General features: G+C 55.4%; 17 protein-coding genes and 1 riboswitch. Of the genes, 16 read left to right on the top strand and 1 reads right to left on the bottom strand.

The features are described 5' to 3' along the window. Window positions 1-86 precede the first annotated feature (86 nt). Window positions 87-218: riboswitch (molybdenum cofactor riboswitch) on the top strand. Window positions 219-276: 58 nt separating this feature from the next. From GXX34_06650 to GXX34_06605, 10 genes are read left to right on the top strand one after another with little or no spacing between them, the layout of a single operon-like run. Continuing rightward, window positions 277-1,494, top strand: coding sequence for a molybdopterin molybdotransferase MoeA (locus GXX34_06650; protein HHW07192.1), 1,218 nt, complete (start codon window positions 277-279; stop codon window positions 1,492-1,494). Window positions 1,495-1,505: 11 nt separating this feature from the next. Next, complete coding sequence (locus tag GXX34_06645) at window positions 1,506-2,525, top strand: molybdopterin-binding protein (protein HHW07191.1); 1,020 nt, start codon at window positions 1,506-1,508, stop codon at window positions 2,523-2,525. A gap of 5 nt (window positions 2,526-2,530) precedes the next feature. Next, complete coding sequence (moaA, locus tag GXX34_06640) at window positions 2,531-3,487, top strand: GTP 3',8-cyclase MoaA (protein HHW07190.1); 957 nt, start codon at window positions 2,531-2,533, stop codon at window positions 3,485-3,487. Between the two features lie 5 nt (window positions 3,488-3,492). After that, window positions 3,493-3,990, top strand: coding sequence for a cyclic pyranopterin monophosphate synthase MoaC (moaC, locus tag GXX34_06635; protein ID HHW07189.1), 498 nt, complete (start codon window positions 3,493-3,495; stop codon window positions 3,988-3,990). A 23-nt stretch (window positions 3,991-4,013) separates the two neighbouring features. Further along, complete coding sequence (gene mog / locus GXX34_06630; protein ID HHW07188.1) at window positions 4,014-4,523, top strand: molybdopterin adenylyltransferase; 510 nt, start codon at window positions 4,014-4,016, stop codon at window positions 4,521-4,523. A gap of 20 nt (window positions 4,524-4,543) precedes the next feature. Beyond that, window positions 4,544-5,236 carry a molybdate ABC transporter permease subunit gene (gene modB / locus GXX34_06625; GenBank protein HHW07187.1) on the top strand — a complete coding sequence of 231 codons (693 nt, stop codon included), beginning with the start codon at window positions 4,544-4,546 and terminating at the stop codon, window positions 5,234-5,236. Between the two features lie 23 nt (window positions 5,237-5,259). Continuing rightward, window positions 5,260-6,336 (top strand): sulfate/molybdate ABC transporter ATP-binding protein, encoded by a 1,077-nt coding sequence (locus tag GXX34_06620; GenBank protein HHW07186.1) that lies wholly within the window; start codon window positions 5,260-5,262, stop codon window positions 6,334-6,336. A 22-nt stretch (window positions 6,337-6,358) separates the two neighbouring features. Next, complete coding sequence (gene mobB, locus GXX34_06615; protein ID HHW07185.1) at window positions 6,359-6,877, top strand: molybdopterin-guanine dinucleotide biosynthesis protein B; 519 nt, start codon at window positions 6,359-6,361, stop codon at window positions 6,875-6,877. A gap of 49 nt (window positions 6,878-6,926) precedes the next feature. After that, window positions 6,927-7,754: a molybdate ABC transporter substrate-binding protein gene (gene modA / locus GXX34_06610; GenBank protein ID HHW07184.1), complete on the top strand. Its 828-nt coding sequence runs from the start codon at window positions 6,927-6,929 to the stop codon at window positions 7,752-7,754. A gap of 1 nt (window position 7,755) precedes the next feature. Then, the gene (locus GXX34_06605; GenBank protein ID HHW07183.1) at window positions 7,756-8,190 is read left to right on the top strand and encodes an MOSC domain-containing protein; all 435 of its coding nucleotides are present in this window, start codon (window positions 7,756-7,758) and stop codon (window positions 8,188-8,190) included. A 23-nt stretch (window positions 8,191-8,213) separates the two neighbouring features. Here GXX34_06605 and GXX34_06600 read toward each other — a convergent pair whose 3' ends face one another. Continuing rightward, window positions 8,214-8,795 carry a Crp/Fnr family transcriptional regulator gene (locus tag GXX34_06600; protein HHW07182.1) on the bottom strand — a complete coding sequence of 194 codons (582 nt, stop codon included), beginning with the start codon at window positions 8,793-8,795 and terminating at the stop codon, window positions 8,214-8,216. Window positions 8,796-9,137: 342 nt separating this feature from the next. Between GXX34_06600 and GXX34_06595 the strand changes: the two genes are divergently transcribed. The 6 genes from GXX34_06595 to GXX34_06570 all read left to right on the top strand — a co-directional run. Next, complete coding sequence (locus GXX34_06595; GenBank protein HHW07181.1) at window positions 9,138-11,597, top strand: molybdopterin-dependent oxidoreductase; 2,460 nt, start codon at window positions 9,138-9,140, stop codon at window positions 11,595-11,597. 12 nt (window positions 11,598-11,609) lie between these two features. Next, window positions 11,610-12,230 carry a 4Fe-4S dicluster domain-containing protein gene (locus GXX34_06590; GenBank protein ID HHW07180.1) on the top strand — a complete coding sequence of 207 codons (621 nt, stop codon included), beginning with the start codon at window positions 11,610-11,612 and terminating at the stop codon, window positions 12,228-12,230. A gap of 15 nt (window positions 12,231-12,245) precedes the next feature. After that, window positions 12,246-13,409 carry a polysulfide reductase NrfD gene (gene nrfD, locus GXX34_06585; protein HHW07179.1) on the top strand — a complete coding sequence of 388 codons (1,164 nt, stop codon included), beginning with the start codon at window positions 12,246-12,248 and terminating at the stop codon, window positions 13,407-13,409. Between the two features lie 98 nt (window positions 13,410-13,507). Further along, a complete protein-coding gene (locus GXX34_06580) occupies window positions 13,508-14,197 on the top strand; it encodes a molecular chaperone TorD family protein (protein ID HHW07178.1) in 690 nt (229 codons plus the stop codon). A 31-nt stretch (window positions 14,198-14,228) separates the two neighbouring features. After that, on the top strand, window positions 14,229-15,413 hold the full coding sequence (locus tag GXX34_06575) for a 4Fe-4S binding protein (protein HHW07177.1): 1,185 nt from the start codon (window positions 14,229-14,231) through the stop codon (window positions 15,411-15,413). Window positions 15,414-15,440: 27 nt separating this feature from the next. After that, window positions 15,441-16,630, top strand: a 1,190-nt coding sequence (locus GXX34_06570) for a 4Fe-4S binding protein (GenBank protein HHW07176.1), incomplete at its 3' end; no start/stop codon positions are given.

Genomic DNA, 16,630 nt, shown 5'->3' with positions numbered 1-16,630 from the left:
TATACCTTTGATGTAATTGTTTTGTAACTTGAGTGCCTTCCGGCCTTGTTGTATAATGGGGTTAAGAATAAGTTAATAGAATAACATGCTTTCGTGTTCTCCGAGCTTATGGTTCTACGGGGTTTTCTAGGAATCATAAGCCTGAGCGATAAGCTCACAGGGTACGGCTGGAAACGGCGGTGCCTCCCGGATTGGAAAGGAGAATTATCTTCTTTTGTTTACGAATTCTTGTTTCCAAACGGGGAACAAGAATTTTTTTATGGGGGGAGTTGGCTTATGAAGCGAAACGTTTCCCTGGAGGAAGCCCAACAACTGCTTTTGGCCCATGGCGCACCACCGGGAACGGAGGAAGTATATTTTCATGATGCGCTGGGACGGGTTCTCAGTGAAAACCTGGTCGCTCAAGAGAATGTTCCTCCTTTTTCCCGTTCACCTTATGACGGTTACGCCTTCCGGGCGGCGGATACGGTGCAGGCCACACCGGAGCAGCCGGTTTTCCTTGAGGTGATTGAAGAAGTGCCGGCGGGATACGCACCGCAAGCCAAGCTGCAGGCAGGCCAGGCGGTGAAGATCTTGACCGGCGCGCCGGTGCCGGAAGGGGCGGATGTGGTAGAGAAGTTTGAAGCGACCACCCGGCAGGGCAATCAAGTAGCGGTTTACGGCAGTTACCGGCCCGGTACTAATATCATTCCTGCCGGGGAAGATGTGACTGCAGGTGAAGTGATTGCTTACCAAGGGCAGGTGGTGGACCCGCCTTTAGTGGGGCTGGTAGCGGCGCTGGGGATGGTAAAAGTCCGGGTTTATCAACGGCCGGAGATCGCCATTATTAGCACCGGAGATGAGCTTTTAGAGGTGGATGAGCCCCTGCGCCCCGGCAAAATCCGGAACAGCAACAGCCATGCCCTGGCAGCCTATTGTGCGGCTCTGGGCGGGGCTCCTAAAGTGTTAAAAACGCCCAGGGATCGGGTGGCGGACATCGGTGCCGCCATTGAAGCCGGTTTGGAGCAAGCCCACCTGGTGATTACCACCGGAGGGGTATCGGTAGGGGATTATGACCTGGTCCAAGAGGCATTGATCTCCATCGGGGCCGAGATCTTGTACTGGCAGATCGATATGAAACCGGGTGCGCCCACTCTCGCTGCCGTGAAGAACGGCAAGGTGATCCTGTCCTTATCGGGCAATCCGGCTTCGGCCATGGTGGTTTTCCAACTCTTAGGGATACCTTTTATCCGGAAATTGCTGGGCCGGGCCGATTACCTGCTGCCGGAGGTTCAGGTGATCTTGAAAGATGGTTTTGGCAAGGCAAGCCCCAGCAGGAGGTTTATCAGAGGCAAACTGGTCTACGAGCAAGGCCGTATCTATATGGGGTCCACCGGTAACCAGCGCAACAGTAACCTGCGCTCCATGATCGGTTGTGACGTACTGGCTGAAATTCCGGCGGGCAGCGGCCCGGTGCCTGCCGGGACCGAGCTGAAAGCTTATCTTCTCAAGTAGGGGGATGGACGATGAAAAAAGTCAAAGTACAGGATGCCATCGGGCTGGCTCTCTGCCATGATATTTCCAAGGTCGTCCCAGGGGAATTCAAAGGTGTCAGGTTTCCCAGGGGGCATGTGATCCGGTCGGAGGATGTGCAGGAGCTGCTGAATTTGGGTAAAGAACATGTGTATGTCATGGAAGAAGGGGCCGGCGAAATCCATGAAGATGACGCGGCGGTGCGGATTGCCCGGGCGGTGATGGGGGAAAATCTCACATATGAAGGTCCCAGGGAAGGAAAAACGACGATTAAATCCACCCTGAAAGGGCTCTTCAAGGTCAACAGCCCGCTGCTCCTTCAGATCAATTCCATCGAGGAGGTGACCGTGCCTTGCTTGCCCAATCATTTCCCGGTGCAAGCGGGTGAACGGGTGGCAGCGGGGCGCGTGATTCCCCTGATGATCAAAGAAGAAAAGATCGAGCGGGTGGAAGAGCTGTGCCGCAGTCAAGGTCCGGTGTTTCATGTCAAGCCTTACCGGAAGTTGAAAGTGGGGATCATCATTACCGGCAACGAGGTCTACAAGGGCCGGATCCAGGATAAGTTCTGGCCCGTGCTGCAGGAAAAGCTGGCGGGCTACGAAACGGAGCTCTTAGGCCGGATCTATTGTCCCGATGACGTAGAGATGCTGGATCAAGCCGTGAATTCCTACTTAAGCCGGGACGCGGATTTAATTATCATGACCGGCGGCATGTCCGTGGACCCGGATGACTTGACACCCGGGGCCATTAAGCGAAGCGGTGCGGAAGTGGTCACTTACGGGACGCCGGCCCAGCCGGGCAACATGTTTATGCTGGCCTACAAAGGCAAGACAGCTTTCATGGGAGTGCCGGGAGCCGCCATTTATCACAAAACCACGGTCCTGGACGTTTTCCTCCCGCGGGTTTTTGCCGGGGACAGGATAACCAGGGAAGATGTGATCAAACTCGGCGAAGGTGGTCTGTGCCGGAACTGTGAGGTTTGCCGCTATCCAATTTGCTACTTTGGCAGGTGAAAACCATGTTAGACCAATACGGCCGAAAGATTAATTATCTGCGGGTTTCCGTCACCGACCTGTGCAATTTACGCTGCATTTACTGCATGCCTGCCGGCGGCGTGACGAAAAAGGAGCGCCGTGAGCTGCTCACTTTTGAAGAAATAGAAAACATCGTCCGGGCCGCCGCCCAAATGGGCGTGGATAAGGTCCGGATTACCGGCGGCGAACCACTGGTCCGGAAAGGTATTGTGGAGCTGGTGGACCGCCTGGCCCGGATTGACGGGATTGAGGATTTGAGCATGACCACCAACGGGATCTTGCTCAAAGACTGTGCAGCCCCGTTAAAAGAAGCGGGTTTAAAGCGGGTCAATATCAGTCTGGATACTCTGGATCCGGACAAATACCACCGCATCACCCGGCGCGGCCATCTGGCGGATGTCCTGGCAGGTATGGAAGCCGCCCGGGCGGTGGGGCTGACACCGATTAAGGTCAATGTGGTGCTGGTCGGGGGGCTCAATGATGACGAGATCGAGGACTTTGTCAACCTGACCCTCCGGGAAGAGATCCAGGTCAGGTTTATCGAACTGATGCCCTTAGGAGAAGCCGGCCATTGGGAGCGGAGCGCTTTCCTGCCCACGGAAGAGGTACTGCGGCGTGTGCCGCAATTGATCCCGCTGGCGGTGAAAGGCCACGGGACGGTGGCCAGGCTGTATCAACTTCCCCATGGGAAAGGGCAGGTGGGTTTGATCAGCCCCTTGAGCAATCATTTTTGTCAATACTGCAACCGGCTGCGGGTGACCCCGGACGGGAAACTGAAGTCCTGCCTTCATTCCAGCCAGGAAATCAACCTCAAGAACGTCCCTCCTGAGGAACTGCCGGGTTTGCTGGCGGAAGGGATTAGGGGGAAACCGCACCGGCATTATCTCAGCGCTACCAACGGGAGCTTGACCCATAGAAATATGAATGAAATCGGCGGGTGATGGAGATGGCGGAATTCACTCATTTCAACGAGGAAGGCCGAGCCAGGATGGTGGATGTCAGCGGCAAAGAGGTCACGGCCCGGGTGGCGGTGGCCCGGGGGGAAGTGCGGATGAAACCTGCCACCCTGGCCCTGGTGAAAGAGGGAAAGATGGCCAAAGGGGACGTATTGGCCGTGGCCCAGGTAGCTGGGATTATGGGTGCCAAGCGAACCCCGGATATCATCCCCATGTGTCATCCTCTAATGCTTTCCGCCGTGGATATTTCTTTCCATATCAACGAAGAGGAAAGCAAAATCGAAATTGAAGCCACCGTGAAGAACTCCGGCCAGACCGGGGTGGAGATGGAGGCTTTGACGGCGGTATCCGTGGCGGCCCTGACCATTTATGACATGTGCAAGGCCGTGGAAAAAGACATGATCATCGGTGATATTTACCTGGTGAAAAAATCCGGGGGCAAGAGCGGCGATTACGTGCGCCGGGCGCTGCCTGCCCGGCAGGAATAGAGGTTATTAAGGAGTGTGAACAGATGATTACGGTTGGGATTATCACCGTCAGCGACAAGGGATCCCAGGGGCAGCGGGAAGATAAAGCCGGCCCGGCCATTAAAGCATTGGTGGAGGAAAAGGGCTGGCAGGTGACAGCCACAACCATCATTCCCGATGAACAAAAAGTGATCGAGGCCAAACTCATTGAATATGCCGATGAATTAGGCGTGGATGTGATTTTTACCACCGGCGGCACCGGGTTTTCCCCGAGAGATGTGACCCCGGAAGCCACCCTGGCCGTCATCGAGCGGCAGGCGCCGGGTATTGCGGAAGCCATGCGCTGGGAAAGCTTGAAAATCACGCCCATGGCCATGCTGTCCAGGGCTGCCGCCGGCATCAGGGGCAAGACCGTCATTGTCAATCTTCCCGGCAGCCCGAAAGCGGTGAAAGAGTGCCTGGCCGTAATCCTGCCGGCCTTAGCCCATGGGGTGGAAATACTCCAAGGGGTGACGGGAGAGTGTGCCGGGCAATTTCACCGGCACAGGTCGTAGACCGTTGCAGGGAGGGCTATATGGAGCTTGATTTATCCCCGTTATGGATATCTTTGAGAACAGCTACCACCGCCACTTTGATTACGATCCTGGTGGGTGTGGCGCTGGCTAGCTGGATGGTCTTCAGCCGGGCAGGCAGTAAGGCCCTTGAGCGATGCAAAGCATTGATTGACCTGCTCGTGATCCTGCCCATGGTGCTTCCGCCCACGGTGCTGGGCTTCATTTTGCTCCTGATCTTCGGGAAAAACGGGGTCATCGGCCGGTTCTTGCACCAATTGGGAATGACGATTGTGTTTTCCTGGCCGGCCACGGTGATTACGGCCACGGTAGTGGCGCTGCCCCTCATGTACCGGACCACCCGGGCCGCCTTCGAGCAGATCCAGCCGGAGATCATCGATGCCGCCAGGGTGCTGGGCGTGCCCGACTGGTATACTTTCTTCCGGGTGGTGCTGCCGGTTTCCCTGCCCAGTATCGGTGCCGGTATCATCCTTTCTTTTGCCAGGGCTTTGGGGGAATTCGGCGCCACTATCATGTTAGCGGGTAATATCCCGGGCAAAACCCAAACGATTCCCCTGGCCATTTTCCTGGCGGTGGAGAGCGGCCGCATGGAGGCGGCCTATTTCTGGGTCGCCATTGTGCTGGTTATTTCCATTAGCGCCATCCTGGGGATGAATTACTGGACCAGGAAGCAGTATCGTTTTAAGGTTGACTGAAACCATGGCGATAGGTGTTGCCGATGCAGTTAAGGGTGAAGATCACCAAGAAACTAAAAGATTTCACTTTAAAACAGGAGTTTGAGATCGACCGGGAGACCCTGGGGGTCTTGGGGGCTTCCGGCGCCGGTAAAAGCATGACGTTAAAATGCATTGCCGGGCTGGTCACCCCCGATGAAGGCACCATTGTCTTAAACGGGAAAACCCTGTTCGATTCCCAGCAGGGAATCAATGTTCCCATTCAACAAAGGCGGGTCGGGTTGTTGTTTCAAAACTACGCCCTTTTTCCCAATTTGACGGTGAAAGATAATATTGCTTTCGGTTTGCGCCGCCTGCCGAAAAAAGAGCGGGAAAAGCGGGTGGAAGAGATCATGGCCAGGCTGGGGATTGGTGAACTGGCCCATTCCTATCCCCACCAGATTTCCGGTGGGGAACAGCAAAGGACCGCCTTGGCCAGAACCCTGGTGACGGAGCCGGATTGCCTTTTGTTGGATGAGCCCTTTTCCGCCCTGGATAATCATATCCGGCAGCGCCTGGAGGAAGAACTGGCGGCCACCTTGCGGCAATTCCCGGGGCCGGTGGTGTTTGTGACCCATAACTTGCGGGAGTGCTACCGGGTCAGTGACCGGATCATGATCATCCACCAGGGACGAATGGTGGCCTATGGCTCCCGCGATGCGGTCTTTAATCATCCTCCCACGGTGGAGGGAGCCAGGCTCACCGGCTGCAAAAACATATCCAGGGCTAAACCCATAGCTGCCCGGCGCGTCGCCGCCCTGGACTGGGGTTTGGAAGTGGAAGTCCGGCCGGCGGGGGATGGGGCAGGAGGGGCATACGGTCACATCGGCATCAGGGAACACCACCTGCGGCTGGTGGATGACCCGCACCTGCCCAACACCTTTCCTTGCTGGGTGGAACGGGTGATGGAGACTCCCTTCAATGTGAGCCTTTTCCTGCGGTTTAAGGAAAGGGGGGCGGAAGCCCCGGGTTGCCAGCCGTTGCAATTATCCCTCACCAGGGAAGAATACGACCGGATCAAGACCAGGCCTTTTCCCTGGTTGGTCCAGTTAAGGCCGGAATATCTTTTCCTGATGCAATGACGCTACAATTGGAGGCAGATGGATGAAACAGGTACCGCTAGTCTCAATTGTGTCTGCCCGTTCCGGGACGGGTAAGACCACCTTCATGGAAAAACTAATTGCCGAATTGGTGCGGCGGGGCTATAAAGTGGGGGCGGTGAAAAGCGATGCCCACGGTTTCGAGATCGATAAACCGGGCAAAGACAGCTGGCGCTTTACCCAGGCCGGAGCCGTAGCCACGGCGATTGTGGGGCCCCGTAAGTTTGCTTTCATACAGGAGACCAAAACGAAAAAGGATTTAGACGAAGTGGCCGGGCTGATGCAGGATGTGGACTTGATCCTGGTGGAGGGGTATAAAATGGCCATGAAGCCGAGAATCGAGATCGTCCGGGCGGAAAAGGGCCGGGAGATCATTTCTCCCCCGGAATACCTGGTGGCGGTGGTGACCGACATCCCGGATCTGACGGCGCCGGCGCCTGTCTTTTCCTTCGAGGATTACCCCCGAGTGGCGGACTTAATCGTTGCCAAGTTTCTTGGCACCCATGAAGTCTTGCGGGCCTAGCCGGTAATGCTTGTAAAGATCCAGGAACCTGGGAAAAGGGAGATACAGCATGGAGATAAAGACACGGAAATCAGCCGGCCTGTGGTTAGCGGTTTTACTGTTCGCATTCCTGCCGGTGGTGGCTGCCGGTTGCGGCAAGTCGCCCCAGCAGGCGGTGCCGGAAAGTAATTCGCAAGAGAGGGAATTGCTGGTGTCCGCCGCCGCCAGCCTGCAGGAAGCCCTGCAGGAAATCGAGCAGGTTTACCGGCAGGAAAACCCGGGGGTGAGGCTCATCTTCAACTTTGGTTCCTCCGGCACCTTGCAGCGGCAGATTGAGCAAGGCGCGCCCGTGGATCTTTTTCTCTCCGCAGCCCAAAAGCAGATGGATGAACTGGAACGGCAAGGATTGATCTTACCGGATACCAGGCAGGACCTGCTGCGGAACGAACTGGCCCTCATTACCGGCAAGGACAATGACACCGTCACCGGGGTGGCGGATTTAACCAAGGAGGTTGTTGCCACCGTGGCGGTAGGAGTGCCGGAAACGGTCCCGGCCGGGCAGTATGCCAAGGAAGCATTGCAAAACCTCCGGCTCTGGGACGCCCTCCAGGATAAGATGGTCTCGGCTAAAGACGTGAAGCAGATCCTTACCTATGTGGAAACAGGCAATGCGGATGCCGGTTTTGTGTACCTGTCCGATGCGGTGGGTTCAGCTAAGGTGAGAATAGTGGAAGTTCTGCCGGCGGAGCTCTATGAGCCGGTGGTTTACCCGGCGGCCATTGTCAAAGCGGCGCCCAACCCGGAAGGGGCCCAAGCTTTCCTTGCATATTTGAACGGTCCAAAAGCGGGAGAGATTTTTGCCAAGTACGGTTTTAAACCAGCCAAAGGGGGAGAATAAATTGGGCAAAGTACTTGCCGTCAATATCAGCGAGAAAAAGGGAGTACCGAAAAAGCAGGTGGAAAAAGGTTATTTTGCCGTGGATCACGGCCTCCAAGGAGATGCCCATGCCGGGGACTGGCACCGGCAGGTGAGCCTGCTAGGCATTGAGAGTTATGAAAAAGTGAAGGCGATGGGTCTTACCGGTCTAGCGTTCGGGAGTTTCGCCGAGAATATCACCACGGAAGGAATTATTCTTTACGACTTGCCCATCGGCACCAGGCTGGCGATTGGTGAGACGGTGATGGAAGTGACCCAGATCGGGAAGGAATGCCATACCGGCTGTGCCATCAAGCGGACCACCGGCGACTGCGTCATGCCCCGGGAAGGGATTTTCGCCAAGGTCATTACCCCGGGCTGGGTAAAGCCGGGAGACGAAATATCGATCATAGAATAAGCTGGGTGAAGTCCCAGCTTTTCTTATGCCTGTTTGCCAATGATTTTCATGGCCCGGGCTACAGAGATGCGGCTCACCCCGGCCAGGAGGGCCAGGTCCTCCTGGGTGATGCGGGTCATGTCCACCTGCTCATGCTGCAGCAGTTCATAAATATATCTCACTTTTTCCTCACTGCTCTTGGCATACATGGTCATCCAAAAAATGCTGTTCTTGGCATGGCGCTTGGAAATGTTCTGCAGCAGCACCTGGGCAAACTGCTTATTGTCGTCAAACAATTGTCTAATGACTTTCAGCGGGAAAATACACTTTTGCACCGTGGTGAGGGCCATGGTGTAATAGTCTGGATAATCAATGTTTTTGGACAGCAAATGAGTGCCCAAAATATCCCCTTCCCGTACCAGTTCAATGGATTTCTGGGACCCGTCTTCCAGGATGGTGAAGGTAACTAGGACGCCTTTCGCCACGATCTCCAATTGCTGGGCACCATGGTTCAACTGCACTTGCTTTGGTTCCTGGCTGACAATGGTGGCATGCTCGCAGAGCTGTTCCCTGGTGCCGGCATCCAGTGAACGGCAAAAGGGGTTCTGGTTGTGGCAGTTTTTCACTAAACTCACCTCTGTGCCCGGTCATCCCACGGGGCTTTAGCTGATTCCATGTTATCACTACGCGGTTGGATTGGCTATGGGCTGGCGGAGGAAAAAACTGCTGGGCATGCCCCGGACCCGAAATTGTGCCGAAAAGTACATGTGTGTTTATTATATAACGTAGCTTTGCGCTAATTTGTATCAAATGATACAAGCAGGCATATCTTTTGATGCTCAAAGTAATATCGAATGTTATGGCAAAGGGACGGGGCCAACTAATATGATCATAGTGAGCTCAAGTGCATTCTGACTCGTCTAGACCGGCCGGTGAAAAAGTCTTGCTTGAAGGAGGAGGTACGGGAAATGGCCAACAACGAGGAGAACAAAGATCGTTTCAAAATGTCCCGCAGGACCTTTGTGAAAGCCTCAGCCACGGCTACCATTGCCGCCGGGGTGATCGCCTCCGCGGAGCCCTGGGAAAGCAGCATGAAAATGCTGGCCCTTAATGACAATCCGGTCAAGGAAAGCGAAGAACAGCTTTTCTCCAGCGTATGCCGCTCCAACTGCTTCCAGTGCTGCCGGCTGTATGCCCATGTGAGGGACGGCAAGCTGGTCAAGACAACGCCGGCGCCTTACCTGGATGAAATTTATACCGGAGATTGCCTGAAAGGATTATCACTGGTCCAAAGAACATACAGCCCTACCCGGATCAAGTATCCCATGCGCCGGGTGGGGGAGCGGGGAGAAAACAAATGGGAGAGAATCTCCTGGGATGAAGCCATCACGGAAATCGCAAGAAAGTTTAAGGAGATACAGGCCAAGTACGGGCCCAGGTCCCTGGTGCTGGATACGGGTTCCGGTAATTACGGCCTAGTTCATGGGATCCAAGGTGTGGTAAACAGGTTGGCCAATTCCATCGGCTGCACCAAGTTGAATGTGTGTTATGACCAGGCCACCGGTTACGGTTCCGACCGGGTCATCGGCGGCGGCGTTTGGCTGTGGGGTAATGAGCCCCGGACCATGCTGGATGCCAAGAATATCATTGTTTGGGGTTCCAACCCGGTTAATTCCCAGCCGCAAAACTGGCGGATCTTGAGAAAAGCCCAGAAAAAAGGTGCGAAAGTGATCACCATCGACCCCATTTATTCCGCCACGGCCAACAAGTCCGATGAATTCATTCCCATCGTGCCCGGCACGGATTTGATGCTGGTACTGGCTATGCTCAATTATATCGTCAGCAACGGGTTAATTGATCTGGAATTTGTGAAGATGAGAACGACTGCTCCTTTCCTGGTGCGGCGGGACAACGGCAAGGTCCTGCGCCGGAGCGATTTTGAACCGGGGATCCCGGCGGAAGAAGACGATTATTATGTTTGGGACAGCGCGGCCGGGCAGCCGGTGCTCCTGAAGCAGGGGCCTGCGGATGTAGCCATTGAGGGGACTTTCCGGGTGAACGGCGTGGAAGTGGACACGGTCTTTACTCTCCTCAAGAAACACGTGGCCCAGTACACCTTGGAAAAAGCCAGTGAACTAACCAAAATACCGGTGGAAAAAATAGAGTACCTGGCCAGGACCTACGTGGACGGGCCCACCACCATTTACACCAACTACGGCATCGACCATTACCAAAACGGGCACCTCTGGTCCTTCGCCGCCTTTATCATGGCTTGCGTTACCGGCCAGATCGCCAAGCCCGGAGCGGGTTTTACCGGCTTGTACGTGCAGTATATCCCCATTAACTACGCCAATGTCTACGTGACCAACGGCCAGATGGCTTTTGGCGATCTGCCCCAGCTCTACTTCCACCAAGTGGTGAAGGAGCAAGAGTTTATGGGCCAGCCTTTCCCGGTCAAAGCCATCTTGACCATGTGCTCCAACTCCATGAGCAACTGGGCCCAGCAGAACGTCTGGTTTACGGACATCCTGCCCAATATTGAGTTTTTCGTGGTCATCGATACGGAGTTTACCGATACGGCCCGGTACGCCGATATCGTCCTGCCGGCGGCTTTCTGGTTTGAAGTAAACGACCTAAGGGTGTCCTACAACAATCCCTATATTCTCATCCAGGAGAAAGCCATCGAGCCCCTTTACGAAAGCAAGCCCGACGCGGAGATTATGGCCATGATCGGGCGGGAGATGGGCTTGGCGGAGTTTTTCCCCGAGCATTACACCGATGAAGACTGGATCGAGATGCTGCTGGATGCCGATGTGCTGCGGCAGATGAATATTACCTACGACCGCCTGAAAAAAGAAAAAGTCATCCGCGGGGAGGGCAGTGCGGAAAAACCCTATATCCGCGGGGAGCTGTATTTCTTGACGCCGACGGGTAGAGCACAGCTTTACTGTGAAAATCCCCAGCCGAGAGTCAACTACGGGCAGGATCTCACCGGAGTGGTGGAAAAAGAAAGGCTGCCGTATTTCAAACCCCCGGCGGAAGCATGGAAAGACCATCCCTTGTACCAGAAATATCCCCTGGTGTTCATCCAGGAACACTCCCGGTTCCGTTCCCATACCCAATGGTTTAACACCCCCATGCTGAAAGAGCTGGACCCGGAGCCCCTGGCCAAGATCAGCCGTGCCGATGCCGAGGCCAGGGGGATTAAAACCGGGGATATCGTGGAAGTGTTCAATGACCGGGGCCGGGCGGTGCTCAAGGCGGAAGTTAACGATGCCATCCCCAAAGGTGTTATTGTCATTCCGAAAGGTTGGCAGCGGGAGCAGTTTATCGAAGGGTGTTTCCAAGAGCTGACTAACACTACTTCGGACCCCATGGCAGTCAATTTTGCATACTTTGATTGCCTGGTGGATGTCCGGAAGAGATAGGGGGTATAACTGATGCGGTACGCCATGGCGATAGATATAGACCTTTGTACAGGCTGCCAAGCATGTTGTGTCGCCTGTAAAGTGGAGAATAATTTGCCCAATGAAATCTGGTGGAACCGGGTGCTGACCGTCGGTGGGGAAACCATGGATACGCCCAGGGGGAGATTTCCTAATCTCAGCATGCAGTTCCTGCCGGTGAACTGCCAGCATTGTGAAAACCCGGCCTGCGTCAAAGCCTGCCCGGTAGGGGCCACTTACAAGCGGGAAGAGGACGGCATTGTGGTCCAGGATTACGATAAATGCGTGGGCTGCCGTTATTGCATGGTGGCTTGCCCTTACAGCGGTGTACGCCAGTTTAACTGGAAAGAACCGGAGTATGCCATTGAGGTGGCCATGGGAGGATCCGGTGTGACGCCGCACCAGTTCAACACGGTGAGCAAGTGTACCTTCTGCATCCACCGCCTGGCCCGGGGAGAAAAACCGGCCTGCATCGATGTTTGCCCGAATCGCGCGCGGTTTTTCGGCGACCTGGATGATCCTAACAGCGATGTGAATAAAGCACTTCAAGGTCGCAACCATTTCAAGTTGTTGCAGGATAAAGGCACTAAGCCTGCCATCTTTTACTTGGTCTAAGGAGGTATGGCGATGATGGAAGCTGAAAGGATCACTCAAACTGCTCCGGGGCAGCCCAAGCCGGCAAATGCCTGGCTGGTGCTCTTCGCTTTGGTAGCCCTGTTAGGATTAGTGTGCTGGGGCTTGCAGTTGAGCCGGGGGCTGCAGTTGACCAACTTGAATGATAAAAACATGTGGGGCCTGTACATCGTCGGTTTCATGGTTTTCACCGGGGTGGCGGCGGGCAGCTTGTTTTTCGGATCCCTGCCGTACTTGTTCAACCTAGGGGAATTCAAGCCTTTTACCAGGATTGCCGCCTATCTTGCGGCTGTAGCCAGCATTGTGGCCGCATCCTTGTTCATCATTGTGGATATCGGCAATCCGGAAAGGATCTGGTTTTTCATCACCAGCGGCAATTTTGCCTCGCCCATGTTTTGGGATTCCGTCATCCTGCTGTTCTACATGGTGGTGTCAGTCATCTTTACCAGGCAGTTAATCCTGGTCAGGGAAGGTAAAAAGCCAGAGCAGGAGATCAAAGCGATCGCGGTGCTGGCTTTCGTGGCAGGTATCCTGGTTACGGCTACTTCCTTTGTCTTTGGCTTCCAGCCGGCCAGGCCGTTGTGGCATAACCCGGTACAACCCGTCTCATTTCTGGTGGCAGCTTTGATCGCCGCCCTGGCGGTGCTGGTGATTCTAGCCGCCATCCTGCAAAAGAGGGGTTTCTTGAACATGCCGGCAGCCTTGCTGGGGCGGATGGGCAAGCTGGCGGCGGCCCTGCTGCTGGTTGAATTGATCATCGTGGCAGGCGAGGTTTTCACCGGCCTGTACCCCGGGGCCGGGCCTGAGTATGAGGCCATGAAATGGCTGGTTGCCGGGAAAGGAGCCCCGGCCTTCTGGCTGGAGATCATTGTTCTGATTGGGGCCATGGCCATCCTGGGCAGTCAAGGGGCCAAGGAGAACAGGACCGGGCTTGTCACCGGTGCCCTGGTGGCCTTTGTGGGCATCTGCCTGGTGAAGGCCAATCTCCTGCAGGCGGAGCTGTTTAACCCGGTGCTTTCCTATCCCGGTTTAGCCTTGATGGACCAAATCACCGGTCCCTACATCCCGTCCCTGGTAGAAATCGGCTTATCCCTCGGGATTGTCTCCCTGGGATGCCTGCTCTTCGCCTTGGGATTGCGGAAGTTGAATTTGGTGGGATAGCAACAGGGTTTCCTAACAACAGGTGAAAGGAAAGTATTTCACCTGTTGTTAGGCCCTTTCTGGCAGAAGAGTACATTACGGTATGGGAGGTTAACGGATTGGCGGAAAAACAACCAAAAGGGTTAGACCAAGCGGCGCTGGCAGCTTTTGCCGCCTCGGATTTCTATCAACTGCTCTCCGTTTCTTTGCAGTGGCCCAGTGGGGAACTGGTCAGGGCTATCCTGGACGGCAGCTACCTGGCGGACGGGTTAAATATCCTGGCAGAACTTGCTTGCCGGGAACAAGACCTGCAGGCAGTAAAAGCTGCTTTCGAGCCATTAAGAGAAAAAGCGGGTGATGCTAATATCTTGTTAACCGCCCTGCGCCGGGAGTACACGAGACTGTTTAACCACCCGGAACAGCCGGTGATTGATATTTACGAATCCGTTTTTCTCAGCAAGCAAAAGGGCGGGGTCGAGTTAAAGGATGTTTTCCTCAACCCGGTCACGGCGGACGTGGAGCGGTGTTACCGGGAGGCGGGATTAATCAACAAGTCCCGGGAGCCGGCGGATCATTTAGTGGCTGAACTGGAGTTCATGATGTACCTGTACAGGAACAAAGGACAAGCATTACAAGAGGGAAATGAAGAGCAGGCGGCCCAGCTGGAAGAGCATATCAAGGCCTTTGTAGACCGGCATTTAGGCAATTGGTGCCCCGCCTTTTTTGACTTGCTGGAAACTCACGCTCAAGTACCGTTTTATCAAGGAGTAGGCAAAGTAGCGAAAAGCGGTTTAAGCCAAATGCTGTGAGTGTCCTAACTTTTAAGGGAGGTGACACCCCGTGCTGTTTACCGGCGGCCTGTTTATCAAGCTGGACGAGACCCGGTGTTTGAACTACCTGCATCATGACGTGGGCTGTAATCACTGCGTTTCCCACTGCCCGGGCGATGCCCTCAAAGTAGAAGAGCACCGGATAGGCATGGATCAGGAACGATGTCTTGGTTGCGGTCTGTGCTTTGCCGATTGCCCTACGGAAGTTTTTCGCAGTGACCAGTGGCATGAAGAGACCATTATCGAAGAGATCAAAAAGCAGTCGGCGAGGGTAACCCAGTTCTTCTGCGGGTACAACGATACTCCCTTCCGCAGGGAAGGGGACCGGGCGACAGGTGCGGTGCAGGTTCCCACCTGCTTGAGCAGCATTTCCAAAGGGGGCTGGTATGAGATCGGTTTGCTGACAGCGGTGGAGCTGCGGCTGGAGAAGTGCCACCAGTGCCCCATGAGAAAATCCCTGCCGCGCATGAAGCTGGCCGTCGAGACGGCCATGGAGTGGATTGCCGCTTGCGGTCATACTTGTGAATTCTCTTATATTTACCAGGCGGAAACCGTCCAAAAAAGAAAAAAACTGAAGGCAGCCGCCGCCGGTTTGCAAGTAACTTCCCGGAGAGATTTATTCTTGTTCTTGTTTAAGCAGGGTAAAGAAGTGGCCCAGCAGGTGTGGGAAAAAAGTGTTCCCTGCCAGCACCGGCGTGCCCCCAAGGCCGGGATGGGGAACTGCTTGCCCAGCTGGCAGCAAAGGTTAGAACAGAGCTATAACTCCCGGTTCCGGGAAGGCGGGACTCCGGCCTACTGGCCTTCCATCGTGAAGGATGACAACTGTATGAATTGTGGATTATGCAGCGCTAATTGCCCTACCCAGGCCCTGCAAATCAGGTACGAGGCAGGCAAAGCCAGGCACGTTTTTACTCCCGGTCATTGTTTAGACTGCCGCATCTGCTCCCTCTTCTGTCCTACCAAGGCCATTACCAGGGACCGCCGGCCCAATGCTTCACCCTTTGCCGCGCAGGTTATTCTCGAAAAAGCTGTGGTGCAGTGCCGGCGCTGCGGCCAGTACATGTTACCCGGCCAGGAAGATTTATGTTATTGGTGCCGTCATGAACCGACGGAGGCGGAACTGCTGTCGGATGTTTGGAAGCATCTATTAGGGCACGATGTGGCTAAAGTCTACCGGTCCTACCAAGATTACTAAGGGCATTTATCCAGGAGATTCTCGTCCATGGAAAGCAGGAGAACCAGGTTGTTCACCTGGGCCGCTATTGGCCTTTTGCTGGCAACAATGGTCTACCAGGGGATGGGCAGCCGGCAAAACACGCTGGATATGCTGCAAGGCATGTTTCCGGCTGCTACCTCCTACCAAACCGCCGGCGGCAAATATCCCGCTTATCGCGTCTATGACGGGCGGCAAGAGCTGGTGGGCTACGCGGTGCTGGCGGAAGCTTCCGGTTACGGCGGTCCGCTGGCGGTACTGGTGGGGATTGATGCGGCGGGAACCGTGATCGGGACGGAGATTATCCGGCACCGGGAAACGCCCCTGTACCTGGAGATGGTCATGGAACAGGATTTCCTGGCCGGCTTCCGGGGGAAATCCTTTGCCGATCCCTTGCTGCCGGGCCGGGATTTGGATGGGGTGAGCGGGGCCACCGTTTCGGCCAAAGGAATCGCCGCCGCCGTGCGGAAAGCAGTGCGACAAGTAGGTATGGCAGAGTTCGGGTTGGACCCGGTGGAGCGGGAACCGGTGGAGTGGGGCGCCCAGGAGTTCCTGCTGCTGGCTTTATTCGCTGTGGTTTTGGGCGGCGTGAGATTTAATTTAACCAAGCTTAGGGGCCCGGTCATGGCTTTTTCCGTGTTTTACCTGGGGTTTAAGCTGGGGGCCTCCATCAATTTAGGCAATATTGCTTCCCTCATGAGCGGGAATGTGCCTTCCTTTGCCGAATGGCCCTTTTGGTATTTGCTGGTGGTGGGCACCTTGCTGTTGATCCTGGTAAGCGGCAGGAATTTTTATTGCGCCTGGCTTTGCCCCTTTGGGGCGGTGCAGGAAGGCATTCACAAAGCTTTGTGTCTCTGGCGGTACCAGGTGCCCCGCCGCTACCTGGCCAACGCCAGGCGCCTTCGCTTGATCCTGACCTGGCTGGCATTGGTGGTGGCCTTTCTTTGCGTGAATCCCAGCGTCGCCGGCTATGAACCCTTTACCGCTTTCTTCAGCGGCCGTGCCCAGGGGGGACAGTGGCTGCTGATGGGGCTGGTGCTCTTCCTGTCTCTGTTTTTCAACCGGCTCTGGTGCCGTTTCTTCTGTCCCACCGGTGCGGTCATGGATTTGGCAGCTGCCGTCAAAGGGAAACTGGCGCGGCAGGAGAGAAGAGGGGGCAGGCAGGCCCGGCCCGGGTACCGCTGCCGGGACGGGGCGCC

This window comes from Clostridia bacterium, assembly GCA_012840125.1.
Lineage (GTDB): Bacteria > Bacillota > DULZ01 > DULZ01 > DULZ01 > DULZ01.
This window is presented reverse-complemented; position numbering and strand designations above follow the sequence as displayed.

Coding starts and splice junctions, on each gene's coding strand:
- GXX34_06650 (HHW07192.1), top strand. CDS start 277: ATGAAGCGAAACGTTTCCCTGGAGGAAGCCCAACAACTGCTTTTGGCC.
- GXX34_06645 (HHW07191.1), top strand. CDS start 1,506: ATGAAAAAAGTCAAAGTACAGGATGCCATCGGGCTGGCTCTCTGCCAT.
- moaA (HHW07190.1), top strand. CDS start 2,531: ATGTTAGACCAATACGGCCGAAAGATTAATTATCTGCGGGTTTCCGTC.
- moaC (HHW07189.1), top strand. CDS start 3,493: ATGGCGGAATTCACTCATTTCAACGAGGAAGGCCGAGCCAGGATGGTG.
- mog (HHW07188.1), top strand. CDS start 4,014: ATGATTACGGTTGGGATTATCACCGTCAGCGACAAGGGATCCCAGGGG.
- modB (HHW07187.1), top strand. CDS start 4,544: ATGGAGCTTGATTTATCCCCGTTATGGATATCTTTGAGAACAGCTACC.
- GXX34_06620 (HHW07186.1), top strand. CDS start 5,260: ATGCAGTTAAGGGTGAAGATCACCAAGAAACTAAAAGATTTCACTTTA.
- mobB (HHW07185.1), top strand. CDS start 6,359: ATGAAACAGGTACCGCTAGTCTCAATTGTGTCTGCCCGTTCCGGGACG.
- modA (HHW07184.1), top strand. CDS start 6,927: ATGGAGATAAAGACACGGAAATCAGCCGGCCTGTGGTTAGCGGTTTTA.
- GXX34_06595 (HHW07181.1), top strand. CDS start 9,138: ATGGCCAACAACGAGGAGAACAAAGATCGTTTCAAAATGTCCCGCAGG.
- GXX34_06590 (HHW07180.1), top strand. CDS start 11,610: ATGCGGTACGCCATGGCGATAGATATAGACCTTTGTACAGGCTGCCAA.
- nrfD (HHW07179.1), top strand. CDS start 12,246: ATGGAAGCTGAAAGGATCACTCAAACTGCTCCGGGGCAGCCCAAGCCG.